At 66.8% G+C, this 24,313-nt stretch carries 25 protein-coding genes; 4 read left to right on the top strand and 21 right to left on the bottom strand.

The features are described from left to right. Positions 1–175: 175 nt before the first annotated feature. From LGN19_RS18515 to LGN19_RS18490, 6 genes are all read right to left on the bottom strand, one after another. The gene (locus LGN19_RS18515; protein ID WP_226216484.1) at positions 176–3,379 is read right to left on the bottom strand and encodes an error-prone DNA polymerase; all 3,204 of its coding nucleotides are present in this window, start codon (positions 3,377–3,379) and stop codon (positions 176–178) included. A gap of 6 nt (positions 3,380–3,385) precedes the next feature. Continuing rightward, positions 3,386–4,873 (bottom strand): Y-family DNA polymerase, encoded by a 1,488-nt coding sequence (locus LGN19_RS18510; protein WP_226216482.1) that lies wholly within the window; start codon positions 4,871–4,873, stop codon positions 3,386–3,388. Beyond that, on the bottom strand, positions 4,806–5,513 hold the full coding sequence (gene imuA, locus LGN19_RS18505; RefSeq protein ID WP_043187248.1) for a translesion DNA synthesis-associated protein ImuA: 708 nt from the start codon (positions 5,511–5,513) through the stop codon (positions 4,806–4,808). The genes LGN19_RS18510 and imuA overlap by 68 nt, the downstream gene beginning before the upstream one ends. Before the next feature lie 310 nt (positions 5,514–5,823). Next, positions 5,824–6,618: an ABC transporter ATP-binding protein gene (locus LGN19_RS18500; protein WP_122946321.1), complete on the bottom strand. Its 795-nt coding sequence runs from the start codon at positions 6,616–6,618 to the stop codon at positions 5,824–5,826. A 1-nt stretch (position 6,619) separates the two neighbouring features. Beyond that, entirely contained in the window at positions 6,620–7,516 is an 897-nt protein-coding gene (locus LGN19_RS18495) for an ABC transporter permease (RefSeq protein ID WP_122946322.1), read from the bottom strand. 139 nt (positions 7,517–7,655) lie between these two features. After that, a complete protein-coding gene (locus LGN19_RS18490; protein WP_011353263.1) occupies positions 7,656–8,621 on the bottom strand; it encodes an ABC transporter substrate-binding protein in 966 nt (321 codons plus the stop codon). A gap of 329 nt (positions 8,622–8,950) precedes the next feature. On the opposite strand from LGN19_RS18490, the gene LGN19_RS18485 reads away from it, so the two are divergent. Then, on the top strand, positions 8,951–9,259 hold the full coding sequence (locus LGN19_RS18485) for a VF_A0006 family four-cysteine protein (RefSeq protein WP_174955690.1): 309 nt from the start codon (positions 8,951–8,953) through the stop codon (positions 9,257–9,259). Positions 9,260–9,369: 110 nt separating this feature from the next. On the opposite strand, the gene LGN19_RS18480 is transcribed toward LGN19_RS18485, so the two are convergent. Beyond that, a complete protein-coding gene (locus LGN19_RS18480; protein WP_043187236.1) occupies positions 9,370–10,185 on the bottom strand; it encodes a MetQ/NlpA family ABC transporter substrate-binding protein in 816 nt (271 codons plus the stop codon). A gap of 204 nt (positions 10,186–10,389) precedes the next feature. Then, positions 10,390–11,994: a methyl-accepting chemotaxis protein gene (locus LGN19_RS18475; RefSeq protein WP_226216479.1), complete on the bottom strand. Its 1,605-nt coding sequence runs from the start codon at positions 11,992–11,994 to the stop codon at positions 10,390–10,392. On the opposite strand from LGN19_RS18475, the gene LGN19_RS18470 reads away from it, so the two are divergent. After that, complete coding sequence (locus tag LGN19_RS18470) at positions 11,969–12,193, top strand: hypothetical protein (RefSeq protein WP_164462629.1); 225 nt, start codon at positions 11,969–11,971, stop codon at positions 12,191–12,193. The genes LGN19_RS18475 and LGN19_RS18470 overlap by 26 nt on opposite strands. A gap of 39 nt (positions 12,194–12,232) precedes the next feature. Then, positions 12,233–12,523: a YciI family protein gene (locus LGN19_RS18465; RefSeq protein ID WP_175221614.1), complete on the top strand. Its 291-nt coding sequence runs from the start codon at positions 12,233–12,235 to the stop codon at positions 12,521–12,523. A gap of 151 nt (positions 12,524–12,674) precedes the next feature. On the opposite strand, the gene LGN19_RS18460 is transcribed toward LGN19_RS18465, so the two are convergent. Genes LGN19_RS18460 through LGN19_RS18440 form a run of 5 tightly spaced genes read right to left on the bottom strand, consistent with a single transcriptional unit; the run spans position 12,675 to position 16,756 of the window. Then, entirely contained in the window at positions 12,675–13,292 is a 618-nt protein-coding gene (locus LGN19_RS18460; protein WP_046544363.1) for an SCO family protein, read from the bottom strand. Between the two features lie 18 nt (positions 13,293–13,310). Next, positions 13,311–14,213 (bottom strand): heme o synthase, encoded by a 903-nt coding sequence (cyoE, locus tag LGN19_RS18455; protein WP_011353269.1) that lies wholly within the window; start codon positions 14,211–14,213, stop codon positions 13,311–13,313. A gap of 8 nt (positions 14,214–14,221) precedes the next feature. Continuing rightward, on the bottom strand, positions 14,222–15,334 hold the full coding sequence (locus LGN19_RS18450; RefSeq protein ID WP_122946326.1) for a COX15/CtaA family protein: 1,113 nt from the start codon (positions 15,332–15,334) through the stop codon (positions 14,222–14,224). 24 nt (positions 15,335–15,358) lie between these two features. Next, positions 15,359–15,985: an SCO family protein gene (locus LGN19_RS18445; RefSeq protein WP_122946327.1), complete on the bottom strand. Its 627-nt coding sequence runs from the start codon at positions 15,983–15,985 to the stop codon at positions 15,359–15,361. 60 nt (positions 15,986–16,045) lie between these two features. Next, on the bottom strand, positions 16,046–16,756 hold the full coding sequence (locus LGN19_RS18440) for an SURF1 family protein (protein WP_226216734.1): 711 nt from the start codon (positions 16,754–16,756) through the stop codon (positions 16,046–16,048). A gap of 84 nt (positions 16,757–16,840) precedes the next feature. Here LGN19_RS18440 and LGN19_RS18435 point away from each other — a divergent pair, with 84 nt between their 5' ends. Then, on the top strand, positions 16,841–17,050 hold the full coding sequence (locus LGN19_RS18435) for a twin transmembrane helix small protein (protein WP_011353273.1): 210 nt from the start codon (positions 16,841–16,843) through the stop codon (positions 17,048–17,050). Positions 17,051–17,222: 172 nt separating this feature from the next. On the opposite strand, the gene LGN19_RS18430 is transcribed toward LGN19_RS18435, so the two are convergent. From LGN19_RS18430 to LGN19_RS18395, 8 genes are all read right to left on the bottom strand, one after another. Further along, positions 17,223–18,080, bottom strand: coding sequence for a cytochrome c oxidase subunit 3 (locus LGN19_RS18430; protein ID WP_011353274.1), 858 nt, complete (start codon positions 18,078–18,080; stop codon positions 17,223–17,225). 138 nt (positions 18,081–18,218) lie between these two features. Continuing rightward, the gene (locus LGN19_RS18425) at positions 18,219–18,416 is read right to left on the bottom strand and encodes a DUF2970 domain-containing protein (protein WP_043187225.1); all 198 of its coding nucleotides are present in this window, start codon (positions 18,414–18,416) and stop codon (positions 18,219–18,221) included. A gap of 16 nt (positions 18,417–18,432) precedes the next feature. Beyond that, a complete protein-coding gene (locus tag LGN19_RS18420) occupies positions 18,433–19,041 on the bottom strand; it encodes a cytochrome c oxidase assembly protein (RefSeq protein WP_226216477.1) in 609 nt (202 codons plus the stop codon). A gap of 35 nt (positions 19,042–19,076) precedes the next feature. Next, positions 19,077–19,217, bottom strand: coding sequence for a cytochrome oxidase small assembly protein (locus tag LGN19_RS18415; protein WP_043187223.1), 141 nt, complete (start codon positions 19,215–19,217; stop codon positions 19,077–19,079). Between the two features lie 70 nt (positions 19,218–19,287). Continuing rightward, on the bottom strand, positions 19,288–20,895 hold the full coding sequence (gene ctaD / locus LGN19_RS18410) for a cytochrome c oxidase subunit I (RefSeq protein ID WP_031401318.1): 1,608 nt from the start codon (positions 20,893–20,895) through the stop codon (positions 19,288–19,290). A 43-nt stretch (positions 20,896–20,938) separates the two neighbouring features. After that, positions 20,939–22,528 carry a cytochrome c oxidase subunit II gene (gene coxB, locus LGN19_RS18405; RefSeq protein ID WP_226216475.1) on the bottom strand — a complete coding sequence of 530 codons (1,590 nt, stop codon included), beginning with the start codon at positions 22,526–22,528 and terminating at the stop codon, positions 20,939–20,941. A 55-nt stretch (positions 22,529–22,583) separates the two neighbouring features. Next, complete coding sequence (locus tag LGN19_RS18400; protein ID WP_011353279.1) at positions 22,584–23,108, bottom strand: DUF2244 domain-containing protein; 525 nt, start codon at positions 23,106–23,108, stop codon at positions 22,584–22,586. Between the two features lie 195 nt (positions 23,109–23,303). Further along, entirely contained in the window at positions 23,304–24,269 is a 966-nt protein-coding gene (locus LGN19_RS18395; protein WP_174955704.1) for a methyltransferase domain-containing protein, read from the bottom strand. Positions 24,270–24,313 lie beyond the last annotated feature (44 nt).

The raw sequence follows: 24,313 nt of genomic DNA, 5'->3' as shown, positions 1-24,313 counted from the left end.
CCCTTTGTTTACAACGAAGTACGGGATAGGGATTTACCCGGATTGGTATGCAAGGGGACAGTTCCAGTGCGCGGTCAGGCCAGATTTTGGGCGCGAATATGAGACCTGAATAGAACCAGTTGAGCCGACTGGTATGCACGGATAACGGCAGGCGCGCCGCCCCCGCAACGGGGCGTCAATGGAATTCGCGGCTCGACGTGCGCAGGCCGCCGAGCAGCGGCGTCAGATCCTCGAAGTGCTGCACGACGAGGTGCCTCACGTCGCTCGCGACCTGCCACACACCGGACGCGGCGAGCAAACGCGAATCGAGGGTTTCGCGGCGCTGCCGCGCGAGCAGCTCGGGCCGGACGATCAGGTTCACGCAGCCCGTTTCGTCCTCGAGCGTCATGAACATCACGCCTTTCGCGGTGCCCGGCATCTGCCGCGCAGTCACGAGCCCGCACGCACGCGCGAGCCGGCCGTCGGGGCGGTCGTGCAGTTCGGCCGCGGACGACAGCCGCCGCGCACGCAGCGCGGGCCGCAGCAGCGCGACCGGGTGGCGGTTCAGCGTGAGGCCGGTGGTGTGATAGTCGGCGAGGATGTCGTCGGCTTCCGACGGCGCGCCGAGCGCGGGCCTCTCGGGTTCGTCGATCGGCGCGGTCGCGAGCAGGTCGCGTTCGGGGGCTGCTGCAACCGCTTGCCACAACGCATCGCGACGATGGCCGGCGAGCGTTGCAAGCGCGTTCGCGGCGGCGAGCGCTTCGAGATCGCGGCGTTCGAGTTGAGCGCGGCGCGCGAGGGTATCGACGTTGTCGAAGGGGTCGGTTGCGCGTGCCGCTTCGATGCGTCGCGCCGCGGCTTCGCCGAGACCACGCACGAGCGACAGGCCGAGCCGCACGGCCGGCTGGCCATCGGGAGGCGGCTGGTCGGGCAGCGCTTCGAGCGATGCTTCCCAGTTGCTTTGCGTCACGTCGATCGGCAGCACCTGCACGCCGTGGCGCTTCGCGTCCTGCACGAGTTGCGACGGCGGGTAGAAACCCATCGGCTGGCTGTTCAGCAGCGCGGCGAGGAAGATCGCCGGTTCGTGGCATTTGAGCCAGCTGCTGGCGTACGCGAGTTTCGCGAAGCTGGCTGCATGGCTTTCGGGGAAACCGTAATCGCCGAAGCCCTTGATCTGCTCGAAGATCTGTTCGGCGAAGTCGGGTGGATAGTCGCGCTCGCGCATCCCGTCGACGATCTTGCGGTGATATTGCTCGAGATTGCCCTTGCGCTTCCACGCGGCCATCGCGCGGCGCAGTTCATCAGCCTCGCCAGGCGTGAAGCCTGCCGCGATCATCGCGATCTGCATCACCTGTTCCTGGAAGATCGGCACGCCGTACGTGCGTTCGAGTGCCGGCTTCAAGTCCTCCTTCGGATAACTGACCTTTTCGATGCCCTGGCGCCGTTTCAGATAGGGGTGCACGGCCCCGCCCTGGATCGGCCCCGGTCGCACGATCGCAACCTCGATCACGAGATCGTAGTAAGTCCGCGGGCGCAGGCGCGGCAACATCGACATCTGCGCGCGCGATTCGATCTGGAACACGCCGACCGTATCGGCACGGCAGATCATGTCGTAGGTCGCCTTGTCATCCTGAGGAATGTGCTTCAGCGTGAACGGCTCGCCATCCGGCTCCGGCGGCCCGCGCCACGCGGTACGCATGTCGAATGCGCGATGCAGCGCCGACAGCATGCCGAGCGCGAGCACGTCGACCTTCATCAGCCCGAGTGCTTCGAGATCGTCCTTGTCCCACTGGATCACGCGCCGCCCGTCCATCGCCGCGTTCTCGACCGGCACGAGCCGCGTGAGCTTGCCGCGGCTGATCACGAAACCGCCCGAGTGCTGCGACAGATGGCGCGGGAAGTTCAGCAGCCGCGCGGCGAGCCGGGCCCACGCCAGGATGAGCGGCGTCTCGGGATCGAGCCCGATCGTCGAGAATTGCTGCAGCAGGTCGCGGCTGCCATCGAACCAGCGATGCGCTTTCGCGACGCGATCGACCAGCATCGGATCGACGCCGAGCGCCTTGCCGGTTTCGCGCAGCACGCCACGCGGGCGATAGGTCGATACGGCGGCGGCGAGTGCGGCGCGGTTGTGCCCGTATTTTTCATAGATATGCTGGATCACTTCTTCCCGACGCTGATGCTCGAAGTCGACGTCGATGTCGGGCGGCTCGCCTCGCTCCACGCTGATGAAGCGTTCGAACAGCATCGTGCTCTGCTCGGGATTCACCTCGGTGATGCCGAGACAGAAGCAGACGACCGAGTTCGCCGCCGAGCCGCGACCCTGGCACAGGATGTTCTGGCTGCGCGCGTATTTGACGATGTCGTAGACGGTCAGGAAGAACGGCTCGTAGCTCAGTTGTGCGATCAGGCCGAGTTCATACCGGATCTGCTTCGACACCTTCTCCGGCACACCTTGCGGATAGCGTGTGGCCGCCCCGGCCATGGTTTCCTGCTCCAGATAGCTCGTCGGCGTGAGCCCCTTCGGCACGATCTCGTCGGGATACTCGTAGCGCAGCGAGTCCAGTTTGAAGTCGCACGTATCGAGAATCGTGCAGGTCTCCTCGATCTCCGCCGGCGAATACAGATTCCCGATCCGGTTCCGCGCGCGCAAATGCTGTTCCGCATTCGGCGCAAGCGCATACCCGCATTCGGAGACCGGCATCCCGACGCGAATCGCCGTCATCACGTCCTGCAGTTCCTTGCACGAGCGCCGGTGCATCGTCACGTCGCCGAGCGCGACGATGCGCACGCCACGCCGCTCAGCCGCAGCACGAATCTCCTCGCGCTGCGCCCCGTCCAGCGCGCGCTGCAATTGCACGAGCCCGAGCCGTGCACGTTCGCCGAAGGTCGTGCGAAACCACGCGACCTGCGCATCGAGGACATCAGCACGCACCGGATACGTCGGCACGAGAATCGCGAAGCAGTCAGGCAGGCCGCGCAAATGCGCAAACTCGGCAGGCGGCGCCGACAGCATCCGCGACGTCAGCTTGTAAGTGCCCTTCGGTGACTCCATCCGCCGCCACGAAATCAGCTCGGACAGGTTGCCGTAGCCTTCACGATTCTGCGCAAGCAACACGAGCCCGAACGCGCCGGGGCCCGGATCGTGGCCGGGCGCGACTTCATCCGGCGTGACTTCGAAATACGAACCGATGACGAGCGGCAGTCCTTTCGCCTTCGCCGCGACATGCATGCGCGGTGCGCCGGCGAGCGAGCATTCGTCGGTGATCGCGATCCCGCGATAGCCGAGCTCGAACGCACGCTCGACCAATTCTTCCGCATGCGACGCGCCATGCAGGAACGAAAAGTTCGAACGGCAGAACAACTCCGCGTAATCGGGCAGCCAGCTGAATTCCGCAACCATCGCCGCTCACCCGAACAGGCCGTGCAGGAACCAGCGCGGCTCGGCCTCGCTCCCCGCCCGCTCCTTGAACACCCAGTAGCACGCACCGGCCTCGTCCTGCGCGACGCAGTAATCGCGTGCAGCGAGCTGACCGTCGAACCACCCGGCCTCGATCCGCTCCACCGACGACATCATCCTCAGCGGCGTATGAAATACCGGCCGCTCCCCGCGCATCAACAGCGCCAGCGGCTCAGCCAGCAACCACGCTGGCCTCGGCGGCACGGCGGGCGGCCCGCCGGCTGGCTTGCCGGCCTGCGCGTCGAGCGGCAGCCAGCGGTTCGCGGCCTCGGGCCGGTGATCGGCGACGGGCGCCGCGCGCAGCACGTTGTCCGCGCCGAGCCGCGCAACCAACAGCTCGAACAGCCGCGCGCGCGTCTCGCGCGTGCCGCCCGGCTCGGGGAACAGATCGTCGGCCGGCGGCGCGACCGATTCGACGCGCGTGGCCTTCAGCCGCACCGCGATCACCGCGGCCGGCAACTCGACGCGCGCGAGCCGCTCGCCGAGCAGCCGCATGAAATGCGCCTCGTCACGCACCGGCGACGCGAACGCGAGTTCGAGCGGCGTCGGCGGCACGGCCTGGCGGCCGCGCTCGTGTTCGAGATCGAACGTCATCGCGGCCAGTGACAGGTGCCGCGCGGCCAGCCAGCCGCAGAGCTGCACGACGAGCCGCCGTGCAACGAACAACACGGCTTCCGCGTATTCGACGCGCTCCTGCAATTCGAGCCGCACGTCGAACACGGGCGGCACCGCCATCCATGCAAGCGGCTCGACCGCATCGCCATACGCGCGATCGAGCGCGGCCAGCAACGCGGGGCCGCAGCGGCGCTGCAGCCCCGCACGCGGCAGGCCGCGCAGATCGGCGAGCGTGCGGCAACCGAGGCCGTCGAACCAGCCTGCATACGGGCGCGCATCGGGCAGCAGCACGCACGGCAGCCTGTCGAGCGAACGAACGAGCGACACCTGGCCGGCAACGCGGCGCCGGATGCGTGCACGGGCCGACACACGCGCGAGCAGCCATGCACCGCCCCCGGTCGGCGCGGCGGACAGGCGCGCCGCATAGCCGAGCGCCGCGAGCGTCGCGCGCACCTGGCGGCACAGCGACGGCAGCCCGCCGAACAAGCGCAGGCTCGGGCCGACGTCGACGAGCAGCGTGGCTTCGTCATCGAGCGCGACGCACGGCGAGAAGCGCAGCAACGCGAGCGCGACCGCGCGCAGCGCATCGGCCTCGCGCGCGGGATCGCGTTCGACGAGCTGCGTGTGCGGCGCGAGCGTGAGCACGCCGCCGCGCTTCATGCCCGCGCGCACGCCCTGCCGGCGCGCGGCCGCGTCGGCGATCAGCACGACACCCTGCTCGAGCACCGCACAGCCGGCGCCGCCGGCCTCGCCGTCAGACGGAGGCGCGACGCACACGTCGAGCGGCAGGCGCGGCAGATGGATGCCGAGCAAGACGCGCATAGCGGCTCTCCACGATGGGCGACGGCAGGTCGAGCACGAGCGGCTCGCTGCGGGCGGGGCCGCGCCGCTTGACGATGTCGAGCGACACGCCACCCGGCACCGGGTACAGCGCGACCCGCAGCACGGCCGGCGACGGCTGCCGCTCGGCCGACAGCGGGCGCAGCATCACGAACAGCGTGTCTCCCGTGCGCGCAGCCGCGAGATGCAGACGCCGCAGCGCATCGGGCCGCGCGTCCTGCCACAGCAGCAGCGCGCCGCAACAGCCGGTCTTGAGCGCCTGTTCGGCAGCCCACAAAGCATCCGTGCGGCTGCCGGCGCGCAGCCACAGCAGCGCGTCGGCCGGCACGCCGAGACTGGCGAGCGCGGTCGCATGCGGCGACTGCGGCGGTGCGACGAGCGCGAGCGGGCGCCGCGCGCTGACGGTGCGCGCGAGCGCGGGCGCGAGCAGCCGCATCTCGCCGCAGCCCGGCTGCGCGGCCAGCAGCTCGACGAGCCCGCCGACCGGCCAGCCGCCGCCCGGCAACTCGGCGGACAGCGATGCAAAACCCGTGTCGATCGTGCGCGGGCCGCCACGCGCGAGCTGCGAGCCGCGCCAAAGCGACGGATGAAGGGATTCGGGAGAAATGGAGGATGCGAGCATGACGCCACCCACAACTGTATGGATATACAGTATATGGCAATGCGTCCACGCCGAACAGTACTGGTACGAAACCGGTCCTTTGTCAGATGAAAGACCGGTAACAAGCCGGCGGGCCCGACTTATGACGGCGCGTCGCCCCCGGCATCACCGGCGCGCGTGGCCAGCACGCCCGCCCCGCGCCTCCGGAGTCGATACGGCGCACGCGAACCGGATCGCGCAACCGGGCCGGGCCGAACCGCGCCCAGCCCAGCCGGCCTGCCGACCGGCACGATGCGCACCCTGCACACCGCGCCAGCCCGCCTGCCGCCCGTCAGCCGAGCAGCAGCGCGTCGTCGTCGAGCTGCTCGTGGCGCACCTTCTCGAACATCTGCAGCAGGTCCGGCACGTCGAGCCCCTTGCGCGCGTCGCCCGACACGTCGAGCACGACCTGCCCCTGGTGCAGCATCACCGTGCGGTCGCCGTAGTCGAGCGCCTGCCGCATGCTGTGCGTGACCATCATCGTCGTCAGCTTGCTCTCGGCGACGATGCGCGCGGTCAGCTCCAGCACGAACGCGGCCGTCTTCGGATCGAGCGCGGCCGTATGCTCGTCGAGCAGCAGGATCCGCGACGGCCGCAGCGACGCCATCAACAGGCTCACCGCCTGCCGCTGGCCGCCCGACAGCAGCCCGATCCGGTCGGTCAGCCGGTTCTCGAGGCCGAGGTTCAGGAGCCGCAGCTTGTCGCGGAACAGTTCGCGCGACGGCCGGTCGAGCGCCCCCCGGAAGCCGCGCCGTGCGCCGCGCGCCATCGCGAGCGCCATGTTCTCCTCGATCGTCAGCGCCTCGCAGGTGCCGGCCATCGGATCCTGGAACACGCGCGCGACGAGGTGCGCGCGGTCCCACGCGGCCTTGCGCGTGACGTCCGTGCCATCGATCGAGATGCGCCCCGCATCGACGGCCTGGTCGCCGCTGACCGCATTGAGGAAGGTCGACTTGCCGGCGCCGTTCGAGCCGATCACCGCGACGAACTGGCCGTCGGGAATCTCGAGCGACAGCCCGCGCAGCGCGCGCGTCTCGATCGGCGTGCCGGGGTTGAACGTGAGTTTCAGGTCTTGTGCGGACAGCATGTCAGGCCCCTCCGTTCTTGCGCGCGAACAGCTTCTTGCGCGTCGCCGGCAGCACCAGCGCGATCGTGACGAGCGCGGCCGTCACGAGGTTCAGATCCTGCGCCTTCAGCCCGATGAACTCACTGTTGAGCGCAAGCGCGATGAAGAAGCGGTAGACGATCGCGCCGAGCACGACGGCGAGCGTCGTCAGCACGAGCCGGCGCGCCGGCAGCAGCGTCTCGCCGATGATCACGGCAGCCAGCCCGATCACGATCGTGCCGATCCCCATCGAGATGTCCGCGCCGCCTTGCGTCTGCGCGAACAGCGCACCGGCGAGCGCGACGAGCGCGTTCGACAGCGCCATCCCGGCGAGCGTCGCACGGCCGGTCGCGATGCCTTGCGCACGCGCCATCCGCGGGTTCGCGCCGGTCGCGCGCATTGCGAGGCCGAGCTGCGACGAGAAGAACCAGTCGAGGCCGAGCTTCGCGACCACGACGACGATCGCGAGCAGCGCCGGACGCAGCACGTAGTCGGGCATCCAGTCGGGCTGCAGCACGGTGAAGACGGTCGGCTCGGTGATCAGCGGCACGTTCGGCCGGCCCATGATCCGCAGGTTCACCGAATAGAGCGCGATCATCATCAGGATACTGGCGAGCAGATCCATGATCTTCAGGCGCACGTTGAGCCAGCCGGTGATGAAGCCGGCCACCGCGCCCGCGACGATCGCGAGGCAGGTCGAGCTGAACGGGTCGTAGCCGGCCGAGATCAGCGTCGCGGCGACGGCGCCGCCGAGCGGAAAGCTGCCGTCGACGGTGAGGTCGGGGAAGTTGAGGATGCGAAACGAGATCAGCACCCCGAGAGCGACGAGACTGAAGATCAGGCCGATCTCCAGGGCGCCCAGTAACGAGAACAGAGACATGATGGGGAAATCCTGTTGCTTCCCGGCCGGACGTGTACGGCCGGGCGAAGCGAACGGGCGGCCCCGGGTGGGAGCCGCCCGTCCGGCGAGGTCGTTCAGGCCCGGATCGGGCCCGCAAGCGCAGCGGTCGGGCCGCGGCTTACTTGATGACCGTCTTCGCGTCCTTGAGCAGATCCGGCGACAGCGTGACGCCCTGCTTCGCGGCCGCACCCGTGTTCGCGAACAGTTCGAGGTTGCTGCTCGTCTCCGACGCGATCGCGCCCGGTTTCTCGCCCTTCAGGATGCGCGCGACGACCTTGCCCGTCTGGCGGCCGAGGTCGCCGTAGTTGATGCCGAGCGCCGCGATGCCACCGCGCTTCACGCTGTCGGTGTCGCCCGCGACGAGCGGGATCTTCGCTTCGTTCGCGACCTTCACGAGCGCTTCGTACGCGGACACGACGTTGTTGTCGGTGTTCGTGTAGATCACGTCGACCTTGCCGATCAGGCTCTTCGCGGCCGGGCCGATGTCGACGGTACGCGGCGCGGCCGCTTCCTTCAGCGTCATCCCCTGCTTCGCGAGGATTTCCTTGAGCTCCTTCACGACCACGACCGAGTTCGCCTCGCCCGGGTTGTAGACCATCCCGACCGTCTTCGCATTCGGCACGACGCGCTTGATCAGCGCGACCTGGCGATCGAGCGGCAGCTTGTCGGACACGCCCGTCACGTTGGTGCCCGACGGGCCCCAGCCCTTCACGAGCTGCGCGGCGACCGGATCGGTCACGCCCGAATAGACGACCGGCACGCTCTTCGTCGACGCGACCACCGCCTGCGCGGCCGGCGTCGCGATCGCGACGATCACGTCAGGCTGATCGCCGACGAACTTGCGCGCGATCTGCGCAGCCGTACCCGTGTTGCCCTGCGCGCTCTGGTATTCCCACTTGAGCTTGTCGTCGCCGTAACCTTCCGCCTTCAGTTCGGCGCGCACGCCGTCGCGGATCGCGTCGAGTGCCGGGTGGTCGACGATCGACAGCACCTTGACGGTCTGTGCGTGCGCGGCACCTGCCAGCGCGAGTGCGGCCACGCCGGCCGTGATCGAACGGATCGCGAAAGTCTTGAAACGCTTCATGGGTGTCTCCCCCGTATTGTGTCGGTTCTGGATGATGGATTCCCGCCGCCGTCATGCGGGCGCCGCCACGCGTCAACGCAGGGGCGGCCGGCCCGCGCATGCCCCGGGAAGGCGTGCAGCGGCGAACGCACGAGGATACCATTTCCGCAGACCACCGCCTGACTCCGCGCTTTCGCGACGGTGCCGGGCCGCGACGCCCGACGGGGTGCGCCTCCCGCGCGCGAAACCCGCCCGGCGGCGGCACCCGTCGGCCCGGCGCAACGCGTCTGCCGCGCTCGCGGCTTTACGTTATGCTGTCGGCCGACCCAGTCCACTCCATCGGAGAGCACATGAAACGGGGGATCCGAGCCATCGCATGCGCGGCCGTCGCGCTGACGCTGCCGGGTGCGGCGTTCGCGCTGACCGACGGCAGTGCGCAATACGACGACTGCATGCTCAATGCGCTGCGCGAAAGCCGCAACGGCGCGGCGGCCCAGCTGATCCAGCGCTCCTGCGACGCGCTGTATCGCAACAACGCGATGTTGCTGCCGCGCGAGCGACGCTTTCACGAGTGTGTCGTGCAATCGCTGCCGGGCGTGCGCGACAACTATGCGATCCAGCAGATCATGTCGATCTGCTCGCGGCGCGGCGAGATGTGAGCCGGCGTTGAACGCGATGCACCCTGCGGCCGTCGACCGGCCGCGCCAATAAAAAAGGGCCCGCATGATGCAGGCCCTTTTCGTTCAACGGGACAACCGGTGTGCGACGTTCAGAACGACGCGACCATCGAGCCCTTGAACTGCTTCTTGATGAATTCCTTCACTTCCGGCGACTGGTACGCCTTGACCAGCTTCTTCACCCACGGCTGGTCCTTGTCCTTCGCGCGCACGGCGATCACGTTCGCGTACGGGCTCGTCAGCGATTCGAGCGCGATTGCATCCTTGGTCGGCTGCAGGTTCGCGGCGAGCGCGTAGTTCGTGTTGACCACGGCCGCATCGACGTCCGACAGCACGCGCGGCAGTTGCGCGGCGTCGAGTTCGGAGATCTTCAGCTTCTTCGGGTTGTCGGCGATGTCGAGCACCGTCGCGTTGTTGCCGCCCGTGCCCGCGCCGGCCTTCAGCTTGATCAGGCCCTGCGTCTGCAGCAGCAGCAGCGCGCGGTTCTCGTTCGACGGATCGTTCGGCACCGCGACCTTCGCGCCTTGCGGCAGGTCCTTCAGCGCCTTGAACTTCTTCGAGTACACGCCCATCGGCGAGATGTAGGTCAGGCCCGCGGTGACCAGCTTGTAGCCGCGCTGCTTCACCTGGCTGTCGAGGTAGGGCTGGTGCTGGAAGCTGTTCGCGTCGAGGTCGCCCGCGTCGAGCGCCGCGTTCGGCTGCACATAGTCGTTGAACTCGACGACCTTCACGTTCAGGCCTTCCTTCTCCTTCGCGACCTTCTGCACGAGCTGCCACACTTCCGAATCCGGACCGGCCACCGTGCCGACCTTGATCACCTTGTCTTCGGCGTGCGCGCCTGCCGACAGCGTCAGTGCTGCACCGGTAGCCAGCACGGAAAATACCTTCAGGAGACTGCGACGCTTCATCTGTTTCTCGCTTTCTTGCTTGACTGAAAAGGGGCGCGATACGGGTATGCCCCGACTCGCAGGAAGGGGCAAATGGTGTCACAGGATCGGCGGGAAGTGAAATACATCCCGCTCATATGGGTATGCACCGCAGCGGTGCTGGCGGAGGTTGCGCGACTCGGCCGTTAGTTGCGTTTATACCGGTCGCGCATCAGGCCGGGTACGTCACGCCACCACCGCCTGAGCGGCCACCTTCATATCGAATGCGGGTTCGACCGCTTGCCCGCCGACCCGGAACGCGCCGACCGCGTCGCGCAGCCGCGCGGCCTGTTCCTGCAGCGACGCGGCGGCAGCGGCAGCTTCCTCGACGAGCGCCGCGTTCTGCTGCGTCACCTGGTCCATCTGCGTGACCGCGCGCCCGACCTGCGTGATGCCGCTCGCCTGCTCCTCGGACGCGGCCGCGATCTCGCCCATGATGTCGGTCACGCGTGCGACGGCCTGCAGGATCTCGCCCATCGTCGTGCCGGCTTGGCCGACCAGCGTCGACCCGTTGCGCACGCGCTCGACCGAGTCGACGATCAGCTCGCGGATCTCCTTCGACGCCGTCGCGCTGCGCTGCGCGAGCGAGCGCACTTCGCCCGCCACCACGGCGAAGCCGCGGCCCTGCTCGCCGGCGCGCGCAGCTTCGACCGCCGCGTTCAGCGCGAGGATGTTGGTCTGGAACGCGATGCCCTCGATCACGCCGATGATGTCGGCGATCTTGCGCGAGCTGTCGTCGATCTGCCCCATCGTGCCGATCACGCGGTTCACGACGTCGCTCCCCGTGCGTGCGATCTCCGATGCGCTGTTCGCCAGCCCGCTCGCCTGCCGCGCGTTGTCGGCGTTCTGCTTCACCGTCGCGGTCAGCTGCTCCATGCTCGCGGCGGTTTCTTCCAGCGACGCGGCCTGCTCCTCGGTGCGCTGCGACAGGTCGTCGTTGCCGGCCGAGATCTGGCGGCTCGCCGACGCGATCGATCCGGCCGACTGGCGAATCCCGCCGATCGTCGCCTGCAGCCGTGCCTGCATGTCGTGCATCGCGGCCATCATGCTCGTGCGGTCGCCCGCGCGCACCGGCACCGGCTGCGTCAGGTCGCCCTGCGCGATGCGCGTCGCGAGCGCGGCCGCTTCGTCGGGCTCGCCACCGAGGCTGCTGCGCACGTTGCGGATGATCACCAGCATCGCCGCGCTGATCACGAAGCCGATCACGAGCACGACTGCGAGGTGGCCGAGCAGCGTCCGGTAGTAGATGGTGTCGATGTCCTTCAGGAAGACGCCGCTCGAGATGTTCCAGTCCCACGGCGTAAAGCGCGTGACGTAGCTGATCTTCGGCACGGCAGTCTCGCTGTGCGGCAGGCGTCCGCGGTACTCGGCGAAGCCGCTGCCGGTTTCCTTTGCGGCGTTCAGGATCGTGACGAACAGTGGCTTGCCGTCCGGGTCGAGATAGTCGCCGACCTGCGTGCCGACCAGCTTCGGCAGCGTCGGATGCATCAGCACGACCGGCTTCGAGTCCATCACGAACACGTAGCCCGAATCGCCGTAGCGCATCGCGGCGAGGCTCGCGAGCGCGTCGCGCTTCGCGTCGGCCTCGGGCAGCGTGCCGCTCTGCGCGAGTGCGTGATACGCCTTCACGATGCCGGCCGCCGAGTCGACGAGATTCGCGATGCCTGCCTTGCGTTCGGCGAGCATCGTCGCGCGCGTCTCGTACGCGCTCCATGCGCCGACGCCCAGGAGACCGATCCATACCAGCGCAAGCGCGAGCCACAGCTTGCGGTTCAAACTCATTCTGCTCATCTGCGTGCCTTTGTCGATGTCGATGCGCACGCTGCGCGCGAACGGCCTGCCGCGCGCAAACGCTTGCCCATTTATTTACGGCACCGAGGCTTACAACTTGAATACGCGCAGGCGCCGCGAACCGGCGATCGGCACGCCGCCCCGCCCCGCGACCGCCGGCACGACAGCCCGCATCCGCTGTGCTAAAAAGACCGGCTAGCCGGCACACGAAGAGCCGGCATCATTCCGGGGGCCATCCATGTACGTCATCGACATCCACTACGCCGTATCGCTCGAGCGCATCGACGACGCGCTCGAACGCCATCGCGCCTTTCTGCAGCCGCTGTTCGACAAGGGCATCTTCATCGCGGCCGGGCCGAAGGTGCCGCGCGAAGGCGGCGTGATCCTCGCTGCCCGCATCGATCGCGACGAGCTGGACGCGATCCTGAAGACCGATCCGTTCGTCACCGAGGGGCTCGCCACGTATCGCGTGACGGAATTCCGGATCACGCGTGCCGCATCCGGCTTCAACGTGCCCGCGCTGCCGTAACGCGACGCCTGCGCGACATCTACGCGATACGCGCGCAGGCCGGCACGCCGCCCGACGGGCGGTGCAGGCAAACAACGAAGAGAGAGGGAAAGCGTGACGGCGCGTGGCGGCCGTCACGTGATCGCCGGGCCGGGCGCCCGGCGGCGGCCGGTCAGTCGACCAGCAGCTTCAGGTCGTGAACCCACGGGCCGGGGCCCTGGCCGTCGCGCACGAACAGGCGCAGCTTGCCGTCGCGGTCGAACACGTAGCTCGCGGCGGTGTGATCCATCGTGTAGCTGCCGGGCGTCTTGCCGGGCACCTTCGCGTAGTACACGCGGAAATCCTTCGTGACCTTCTTCAGTGCCGCTTCGTCGGCCGGCCGCAGGCCGATGAACGACGGATCGAACGCGGGCACGTACTGGCCGAGCAGCGCCGGCGTGTCACGCTCCGGGTCGACGGTGACGAACAGCACCTGCACGCGCTTCGCGGCATCCGGCCCAAGCTGCTTCAATGCTTCGGACAGCTCGGCCATCGTCGTCGGGCACACGTCCGGACAGTGCGTATAACCGAAGAACATCACGACAGCACGGCCCTTGAAGTCGGCAAGCGTGCGCACCTTGCCGGCCGTATCGGGCAGCGAGAAGTCGCTGCCGAACTGCGTGTTGCCGGTGATGTCGAGATTCTGGAATTTCGGCGCGTTATCGCATCCGGCAAGCAGCAGCGCTGCCGTGAATGCGCACGCGAGCATCCAGCCTTGGCGCGCGCGGCGCCCGAACCGTGATTGGAGCATTGCGTTCAAACCGTGCGGTTACACGCCGAGCAGCGGGCGTGCATAGTGATCGACGAGCAGCGCGGCGAACAGCAGCGACAGGTAGACGATCGAGTAGCGGAAGGCCTTGCGGGCGAGTTCGTCCGAATAATCGCGATGGATCTTCCACGCATACGCGAGGAACACCGCGCCGAGCAGCACTGCGCTCGTCAGGTAGACGGCCCCGCTCATCCCGGAGATGAACGGCATCAGCGTGACCGCGAACAGGATCACGGTGTACAGCAGGATGTGCAGCCGCGTGAATTTCTCGCCGTGCGTGACGGGCAGCATCGGCAGCCCGGCGTTCTCGTAATCCTTGCGGCGATACAGCGCGAGCACCCAGAAATGCGGCGGCGTCCACACGAAGATGATCAGCACGAGGATCCACGCGTCGCCCGGCACAGCGCCGGTGACCGCGGCCCAGCCGAGTGCCGGCGGCATCGCGCCCGATGCGCCGCCGATCACGATGTTCTGCGGCGTCATCGGCTTGAGCAGCAGCGTGTAGATCACCGCATAGCCGACGAAGGTGGCGATCGTCAGCCACATCGTCAGCGGGTTCGTGAACGTATAGAGCGTCCATGCGCCGACGCTGCCGAGCACGGCCGAGAAGATCAGGATCTGCGGGGTCGTGATCTCGCCGCGCGCGGACGGGCGCCACGCGGTACGGCGCATCATCGCGTCGATCTTCTGTTCAACGAGGCAATTGATCGCGAACGCGGCGCCGGCCAGCAGCCAGATGCCGACCGTGCCGCCGATCAGCACATGCCACGGCACCATGCCCGGCGTCGCGAGGAACATGCCGATCACCGCGCAGAACACCGCGAGCTGCGTGACACGCGGCTTCGTCAGTGCCATGTATTGCGAAAACCGGCTACCGGGCGATTGGGAGAGGGTGCTTTGCATGGGGACGGTCACGCCGGGGCAGCGTCGCGCGCAGGCTGCGCGACACGGCCGGGGCGGCTTGAAAGGATGCGAAAGTTTAACATGACGACGAGCAGCAGCAGGATCGCGGCCCCGCCGTTGTGCGCGACGGCGACCGGCAGCGGCCACTGCAGCACGATGTTGGTCAGGCCCGTCACGAACTGCAGCAGGACGACCAGCAGCACGCCGTTCGCGGGCCGCCGCAGCGATTCGAAGCGGCGCATCTTCAGCGCGAACGCGACCAGGTACGCGACCACGACGAACGCGAACGTGCGGTGCGTCCAGTGGATCGCGACCAGCGCGTCCTGCGTGATCGCCTCGCCGTCCTTCGTCATCCCGAGCGCGCGCCACAGGTGGAAGCCGTGCTGGAAGTCCATCGGCGGGATCCACTGGCCGTTGCAGGTCGGGAAGTCGGTGCACGCGAGCACCGCGTAGTTGGTGCTCACCCAGCCGCCGAGCGCGATCTGCGCGACCAGCAGCACGAGCGCCGCGAGCGCGGCCGCGCGATAGCGGCCGGCTTCCGGGTCATGCGACGGCAGCGGCGTCTGCCGCGCCGCGAGCCAGCCGAGCGTGCCGAGCAGCGTGAGGCCGAGCAGCAGGTGGATCGTGACGATCACCGGCTGCAGCTTCATCGTGACCGTCCACGCGCCGAACGCGCCCTGCACGAGGATCAGCAGCAGCAGGCTCGTCGGCCACCACGGCGACACGTGCAGCGGGCGGCGGCGCAGCCGCGCGGTCCACGCGATCACGACCTGCGCGATGATCAGCACGCCGATCGCCATCGCGAAATAGCGGTGGATCATCTCGATCCACGCCTTCGACATGCTGACGGGGCCCGTCGGCATCGCCTGGTGCGCGGCCGTGATCGCGGCGTGCGCGATGAACGGCGACGACGTGCCGTAGCAGCCGGGCCAGTCGGGGCAGCCGAGCCCCGAATCGGTCAGCCGCGTGAAGCCGCCGAACATCACGAGGTCGAGCGTCAGGAAGGTGGTGATCCACACCAGCTTGCGAAACTTGTTGTCGTCGGCCTTCACCCACACGTACGACAGCGGCAGCAGTGCGATGCAGAAGCCGATCAGGCCGAGTTGCAGTAGATACGACATCGGTTCATTGCCTCTCGTATTGCCTTAGCCGATGCTCGACCACTTCAGCAGCTTCGTCACGTCCGACTTGATCTTGCTGGGGTTCGGATCCTTCGGGAAGCGCATCATCAGGTTGCCGTTCGGGTCGACCATGTAGATGTGGTCGCTGTCCTTCGTGCCCGCGTCGGCCGGCAGCCACGCGGCCACCGCGGCCGGGTCGGCGACGAGCCGGCGCGTATCCGGGTACGCATCCAGCACCTTCTGCGACGTCGCGCCCGCATCGCTGCGCAGCCACACCATCGTGATCCGGTGCCGCTCGCCTGCCTGCGTGACGCGGATCTGGCGCATGAAATAGAGCTTCTTCGCGCAGGCTTCGTCGCACGCGCTGCTGTCGGTCATCACGAACAGCCACACGCCGCGCAGCGACGACAGCGGCACCGTCTTGCCGGTTTCGTCGGTCACCTGCAGATCCGCGGGAATCGGGCGCTGCGGCTCGATCAGCGTGCCGTAGTTGGTCGAGCCGCCCTTCGGCTTGATCACGTAATAGGTGAAGTACGACGCGATCATCGGTGCGGCGCACACGAGACCCAGCAGCACGAGCATCCAGCGGCCGCGCTTGCGGGCCGCGGGCGAGATCGGCGCAGCGGCCGGACCCTGACGGGAAGATTGCATGGACAAATCAGACCTCTCGAAACGAACCCGCGGCGCCGGCGCCGCGTCCTGGCATGGCGCTCACGCGCCGGCCGACTTCTTCGCCGCACGCCGCGCGGCGTACAGGCCGAAGCCGAGCGCGGCCGCCGCCATCGCCCACCACTGAAACATGTAACCGTAATTGCGCTCGACGCCGGTCGTCGCCGCCGGCCAGTCGCGCACGAGCTTGTCGCCGTCGTCGCTCGTCTGCTGGATCACGAACGGCTGCAGCGGCAGCCCCGTTTCCTTCGCATACGCGGCGACGTCCAGGTTCTGCCGGATCCTCTGGTGCGCGGCCGACCCGCCTTCGCCGAGCTCGAACGCGCGCGACGCGTCGGCGCGCGCGATGCCCACGATCTCGACGTCGCCCGCGGGCGTCGCGAACGGCTCGATCGCCGTGCGCTCGGAGATATTGCGCGGCAGCCAGCCGCGGTTCACGAGCACGACGCCGCCGCCCGAGAGTTTAAACGGCATCACGACGTAAAAACCCGGCTGGTCGTTATACGGCCGATTGTCGAGGAACACGGCCTGGTCGGGCAGGAAACGGCCCTTCGCACGCACACGATGAAACTCGATCGACGCGAGCGGCATCGGCTGCGCGCCGACGTCGACGGGCGCCGCCTGCTCGTAGCGCTCGATGCTCGCCTGCAGCGCTTCCTTCTGGTGCGCACGGTCGCGCTGCCAGAAACCGAGACGGATCGTAACCGCGACGACGACGAGAATCAGCAGCGCGGGCAGCCAGCGGATCTTCATCATGCGGCCCGCCCGGCACCTGCTGACAAGCGAAGTGCGATAATTATCCTCTTCCTTTCGAATTGCCGTCGTCCGGTTCGTGTCATGCACATACTCGTTCCCATCGCCTTCGTCCTCATCATTGCCAGCATGGGCTCGGCGCTCTACTTCATGATGCACGACCGCGGCCACACGAAACGCATGGTCTGGTCGCTCGCCACCCGCGTCGGGCTGTCGGTGTCGCTGTTCCTGCTCATCCTGATCGCGAACTGGATGGGCTGGATCCATTCGACCGGCCTGCCGATCGGGCGTTGATCCGTTTGCCTCCGTGGCCGCTGTGACATTTCGCCGCACAGCCACGGCACCAAGCAAAAGCGCCGCCTGACTGAGTCGCGGCGGCGCCCGGGTGGTGAAGGCCGGCAGCCACGCTGCCCGACCGACCCCAATGAAAACGGCCCGCGCATTGCTGCGCGGGCCGTTGTTCCATTTACAGCCAGTAGACGACGACGTACAGGCCGAGCCAGACGACGTCGACGAAGTGCCAGTACCACGCGGCGCCTTCGAATGCGAAGTGGTGATCGGGCTTGAAGTGGCCGCGGATCATCCGCACCAGCACCACCGCGAGCATCGTGCCGCCGAGGAACACGTGGAAGCCGTGGAAGCCGGTCAGCAGGAAGAACGTCGAACCGTACACGCCCGAGTTCAGCGTCAGGTTCAGTTCGTTGTACGCGTGGTAGTACTCGAAGCCCTGCAGGAACAGGAAGCAGATACCGAACGCGAGCGTCGCGGCCAGCCAGGCGATCGCCTTCTTGCGATGATCGTCACGCAGCGCGTGGTGCGAGATCGTCAGCGTCACGCCCGACGACAGCAGGAATGCCGTGTTCAGCGTCGGGATCGGCCACGGGCCCATCGTCTTGAAGTGACCGGCGAGCGCGGCGGGGCCTTCGTTCGGCCACACGGCGGAGAAATCCGGCCAGATCAGCTTGTAGTCGAGGCTGCCGAGCTGGTGCAGCGCGATTTCACGTGCGTAGAACAGCGCGCCGAAGAACGCGCCGAAGAACATGACTTCCGAGAAGATGAACCAGCTCATGCTCCAGCGGTACGACTTGTCGACGTTCTTGCCGTAGTGACCGCCTTCCGATTCGGCGATCGCGTCGCCGAACCAGTGATACAGCGTAAAGAGCAACCAAAGCAGGCCGAGCAGCGCCGTAAACGGCGCCCAGTCGTGACCGTTGATCCACAGCGCTGTCGATCCGAGCATGACCAGCAGGCCGATGGCCGCGCTGATCGGATGCTGCGACGGATGCGGCACGAAATAGTACGGGGTCTGGTTTTGACCGCTCATGCTTGATTCTCCACTTCAGTCCAATTTGTGTACCGGAAACCGCTCCGGCTTTATTTCTTGCGCGGCGTGACCACCACCGCTCCTTCCTGCACGCGGCACCGTGGCGCCGCGCACTGCATTCTTTCGTGGCCGCGGGCTTCAGCCCACGACGGCACGCACGATCAGGATCAGCACGCCGATGAACACACCGGCTGCCAACAACGCGACGATCAGCACGTGCAGCGGATTCAGCTGTGTCGCGTCGGCCTCCAGGTCGCGCCGCTTGCGCACCCCGAAGAACGACCACAGCACCGCTTTCAGCGCCTGGCCGAACGTCCCGCCCCGCTTCTCCGTCATCGCCCCGCCTCCGTCGTCATGCGTCCGGCTTCGTCGCGCCCTGCGCCGCGGTCTTGCCCGGCGCCGGCGCCGGCGTGGCCGGCGTATTCAGCTCGAAGAACGTGTACGACAGCGTGATCGTCTTCACGTCCTTCGGCAGTTTCGGATCGATCACGAACACCACCGGCATCTTGCGCGACTCGTTCGCGGCCAGCGTCTGCTGCGTAAAGCAAAAGCACTCGATCTTCTTGAAGAACTCCGTCGCCTGCTTCGGCGCGTAGCTCGGAATCGCCTGGGCGACGACCGGCCTGCCCTGCCCGTTCGTCACGTCGTACACGATCGTCGTCAGTTCGCCCGGATGCACGTCGAGACTGTTGTGCTCCGGCTTGAAACCGAGCGGGCCGCGCGCGTTCGCATCGAACTCGACCGACACCGTGCGGCTATAGTCGACCTGCGAGTTCTTCACCTCGCGCTCGCTGACATCGCGCTGCACCAGGTTGTTGATGCCGGTGATCTGGCAGATCGCCCGATACATCGGGATCAGCGCGAAGCCGAAACCGAACATCAGCCCGGCCACGACGAAAAGCTTCACCAGCATCGAACGATTGAACGCGCGATCGACGGCGCCCTCTTCCGGCTTCGACATACGACAACTTCCTCGCTACTGCGTCCGTTACTGCATCAGTGGGTGGACAGCCACCACTGCTTGATCACGACACCCATAAAAAAGACGGCGGCGATGACGAGCAGGATGAGGCCGAGCCGCTTGTTGCCCGCGCGAATCTGCTCGGGCGTTCGTCTTTCTTGTGGATTCCGGTTCATCTGACACTTCAGTTCGGCGCCCGCCGCGCCTGCCTGCAGCGGCAGACAGCGGCGGAGCGCACGGTGAAACTTACTCGACGTGCGGCGGTTGCTCGAACGTGTGGAAGGGAGCCGGGCTCGGCACCGTCCACTCGAGGCCCGTCGCGCCATCCCACGGCTTGTCCGACGCCTTTTCCAGCTCGCCACCACCACGGTAGGCCGGCAGCGCGACTGCGAACAGGAAGTACACCTGCGCGAGGCCGAAGCCGAATGCGCCGATCGTCGCCACCTGGTTGAAGTCCGTGAACTGCGCCGGGTAGTCCGCATAGCGACGCGGCATGCCTGCGAGACCGACGAAGTGCATCGGGAAGAACGTCAGGTTGAAGAAGATCATCGACGCCCAGAAGTGGATCTTGCCGCGCGTCTCGTTGTACATCCAGCCCGTCCACTTCGGCGCCCAGTAGTACCACCCCGAGAACAGCGCGAACAATGAACCGGCCACCAGCACGTAGTGGAAGTGCGCCACCACGAAGTAGGTACCGTGATACTGGATGTCGAGCGGCGCCATCGCGAGCATCAGGCCCGTCAGGCCACCGAACGTGAACACGAACAGGAAGCCGATCGCGAACAGCATCGGGGTTTCGAACGTCATCGAGCCGCGCCACATCGTCGCGAGCCAGTTGAACACCTTCACGCCCGTCGGCACCGCGATCAGCATCGTCGCGTACATGAAGAACAGCTGGCCGGTGACCGGCATGCCCGTTGCGAACATGTGGTGCGCCCAGACCATGAACGACAGGATCGCGATCGAAGCCGTCGCGTACACCATCGAGCTATAGCCGAACAGCGTCTTGCGTGCGAACGCCGGGATCACCTGCGACACGATCCCGAACGCCGGCAGAATCATGATGTACACCTCGGGGTGGCCGAAGAACCAGAAGATGTGCTGGTACATCACCGGATCGCCGCCGCCTGCCGCATTGAAGAACGACGTGCCGAAGTGGCGGTCGAACAGCACCATCGTGATCGCGCCTGCCAGAACCGGCATCACCGCGATCAGCAGGTACGCCGTGATCAGCCACGTCCATGCGAACATCGGCATCTTCATCAGCGTCATGCCCGGTGCGCGCATGTTCAGGATCGTCACGACGATGTTGATCCCGCCCATGATCGACGACGCGCCCATGATGTGGACCGCGAAGATCGCGAAGTCCATGCCCGGGCCCATCTGCGTCGACAGCGGTGCGTAGAGCGTCCAGCCGGCAGCCGTCGCGCCACCCGGCGCGAAGAACGAACCGACCAGCAGCACGGCCGCAACCGGCAGCAGCCAGAAGCTGAAGTTGTTCATCCGCGCGAACGCCATATCGGACGCGCCGATCTGCAGCGGAATCATCCAGTTCGCGAAGCCGACGAACGCCGGCATGATCGCGCCGAACACCATGATCAGGCCGTGCATCGTCGTGAGTTCGTTGAAGAACTCCGGACGCATGATCTGCAGGCCCGGCTCGAACAGCTCGGCCCGGATGGCGAGCGCCATCACGCCGCCCGACAGGAACATGATGAACGAGAACAACAGGTACAGCGTACCGATGTCCTTGTGGTTGGTGGCGAACAGCCAGCGCCGCCAGCCGTGCGGCATTTCGTGCGCGTGGTCGTCGTGCGCGTGGTCCGCGGCTACGTCGTGCCCGATGCTAGACATGAGAATCTCCTAATGCGAATACGTCGACTAACTCAGCGACACGTCAAGCCGCCGGGCCGATCTCGACACGCCGGGCTTCCTTCGCGTCAGCCCCGCCCGTGATCGTTTCCGGCTTTTTGAGAATAATGTGGTCTTCCGCCACGCCTGCTGCCTTCAGCGCATCGCGCACGGCTTGTGCGCGATGCTTCGCCAGTTCGGCGTTTGCGTCGGCCGAGCCCGACTTGTCGGTAAAGCCCGACAGCGCGAGCTTCGCGTCCGGATGTGCCTTCGCATAGTCGGCCGCGGTGGCGATCGCCGCTTTCGCGTCGGCCGGCAGCACGCTCTTGCCCGTCTCGAAGTAGATCGTCGACAGGGCGGCCGAAGCCGACGCTGCCGCCGGCTGCTCGGCTGCGCCCGACGCGGCTTGCGCCGGCGCTGCTTCGGCCGGTGCCGCTGCGCCCGCCGCGTCTTCCGGCATCTTGCCGTTACGCGCGTCGGCCACTTGCTTCGGCTGCAGCAGGTCGTTCTTGTGGTTGCCCCACGAATTACGTTCGTACGTGATCACCGACGCGATGTCGAGATCCGACAGCGATGCCCACGACGGCATCGCGCCCTTGCCGTGCAGCACGCGCTCGACGTGGCCGGCGATCGGGCCGTTCACGATCGGGCTGCCGTCCATCGCCGGGAACGCGCCGAGGCCCTTGCCGCTCACCTGGTGGCAGGCTGCGCAGTTCGCCTTGTAGACGTCCTCGCCGTGCGCGACGAGTTCAGCCATCGTGTAGACCTTGTTCGGATCGACTGCGGCGCTGGCCAGCTTGGCCTTCTGCGCGGTAACCCACTTCGCGTAGTCGTCTTCCGACAGGACTTCGACGACGACCGGCATGTACGCGTGTTCCTTGCCGCACAGCTCGGTACAGAAACCGCGGAACGTACCGACCTTGTCGGCCTTGAACCACGTGTCGCGCACGAAGCCGGGGATCGCATCCTGCTTCACGCCGAACGCGGGCACGTACCACGAGTGGACGACGTCGTTCGCGGTCGTGATGATGCGGATCTTCTTGTTGACCGGCACGACGAGCGGGTTGTCGACTTCCTGCAGGTACGTGTCGGTGATCGGCTTCTTGCCCATCACTTCGTCACGCGGGGTGCTGAGCGTCGACAGGAAGCCGATGCCCTCGCCCGGGCCCTTCACGTAGTCGTAGCCCCACTTCCACTGGTAGCCGGTGACCTTGATCGTGAGATCGGCGTTCGTCGTGTCCTTCATTGCGACGACGGCCTTCGTCGCCGGCAGCGCCATCAGCACGACGATGACGAACGGCACGATCGTCCAGATGATCTCGACGGTCGTGCTTTCATGGAAATTGGCGGCCTTGTGGCCCTTGGATTTGCGGTGCGCGAAGATCGAATAGAACATCACGCCGAACACGCCGACGAAGATCACCGTACACAGGATGAGCATCATCGTGTGGAGATCGTAGAGCTCCTCGGCGATCTTCGTGACAGGCGGCTGAAAGTTGATCTCGTTGACGCGGGGGCCGCCCGGGCTATCACCGACCGCCAGGGCGGCACCGGCAAAGAGCAATCCGCTGCATGCCAGCACGCCCGTGAGGGCTCGCTTGATTGTTTTCATAGCATCCTTACCCAAAATTTCCATTCAAACCCTCCCCCGTCGCAAGCCGCCGGCCATATCCGCCGGTGCCCGCGCCTCGTCAGCCGCAGCGCCTGAGCGACACGCGCAGTTCGTCGGCGAACTGCGCGCGCTTGTACTGCGCGAGATGCTGCCCGATTACGACGGTCTGCCCGCGCGATACCAGCCGAATCGGATCGCGTGGCGTCGCACCCGGCTCGACCCGCACCCAGCGCGGGTTGAATTCGATCTGCGTGAGCCGCTCCGCATCCATCCGCTCGATCACGAGCCGGTGCGGATACAGCCTGATGCGCTCGTAATCGACCGCATGGCGAGCATAGATCGCAAATGCGACACCCACAGCCAGCAACTCGATTCCGGTGAAGGGCATGACGAGCCAAGCCCCTTGCCACATCAGCAATGTCGCGATCACCAGCGAGAAACCCGCGAGCGACGCGTAAAACAGCACGAACTGGCGCGGCGACACCGAACAATTGCGTTTCATGAGCCAGTCTTCGAGGACCGGCTCGCCGTTCGTCGTCTCCGCCAAAACCCTCGCTGCTTCCATCGCCGCCTCACGCGAATGGCATGCGATGCATGCCTGCATCGGACTCGTCGCCCCGTATTGCGGGGACCCCGGGACGACAAGCTGACGCATTATAGGCGGGTTCAATGGCATCCACAAGCAAGCGACTATCGGCCCGCGAGCCAAGCGCGACAAGCTTTTCGGCCATTTCAGGCGCCAATTCGACCCCGCTTTGCGCCGCTAATTTCAGACATAACAAAACCCCTCTTTACCGCTTTACCGATTCTTCGGACGCCCCTTTCCGATGTCTTCGATGCGCACGATCCCGTGCCCTTCGGCGGTCGTGCGCGGCACGGCCTTCCATGCGTGGCCGTAGATCACTTCGAACGTCAGCGGAATCGTGCCGTCCGCGCGCCGGCGGGCCTCCAGCGCGTCGCCGAGCGCCGCGCGAAAGCGCCGCGTCGCGCGCTGCGGCGCCTCGCGGTCGAACGGATAGGCCCCCCAGCGGCGCACGTCGGCCAGCAGGGAGTCGGGGGTTTTGTAGGTGACGGTCAGCACTTCCTGATCCATCACGGGAATCTCGAAGCCGCTCTCGACGAGCATGTCGCCGAGGTCGTGCATGTCGACGAAATCGATCACGCGCGCGGCGGGCGGCGCCATGCCGAGCGCCGCTTCGGCGTCCGCGCAGGCCGCGCGCAGTTCGCGCAGGGTATCGGGGCCGAGCGTGCTGAACATCAGCAGCCCGTTGACGCGCAACACGCGCTGCCATTCGGGCAGCACCGCGTCCGGGCGCGAATGCCAGTGGAGCGCGAGATTCGACCAGATCAGGTCGAACGCGCCGCCGGGGAACGGCAGCGCGGCGAAATCGGCCTGCGCGACGCGCGGGCCGCGCTGGCCCAGTGCACGGCCGAGCGAGGCCGGCAGCCAGCGGCGCCAGTTCGTCTGCTCGACCTCGCGCTGCCCCGCTCGCGCGAGCATCGCGCCGGACAGGTCGACGCCGAATACAGGCGCCTCCGGAAAGCGCGCGCGCAGCGCCGGCAGGTCGTCGCCCGGGCCGCAACCCGCGTCCAGCACGGCTGCGGGGCTTACCTTGATGTATTCGAGGCGCTCGTTCATGCGCTGCGCGATCTCGCGCGGCAGGAACGCGACCGCATCGAACGTGGCGGCACGGCGGTCGAAGATCCGCCGCAGGCGCCTTGCGTCATTGGCCGGACGGCCGGTTGAAGTCGAAGCTGGGGACATGTCGGGCACACTGGCGAAGAGCCCGAAGTATACTCGCTCGCCCC

It is taken from the genome of Burkholderia sp. AU30198 (assembly GCF_020419825.1).
Lineage (GTDB): Bacteria > Pseudomonadota > Gammaproteobacteria > Burkholderiales > Burkholderiaceae > Burkholderia.
Note: the sequence above shows the minus strand (reverse complement) of the source record. Positions and strands in the feature narration are given on the sequence as shown.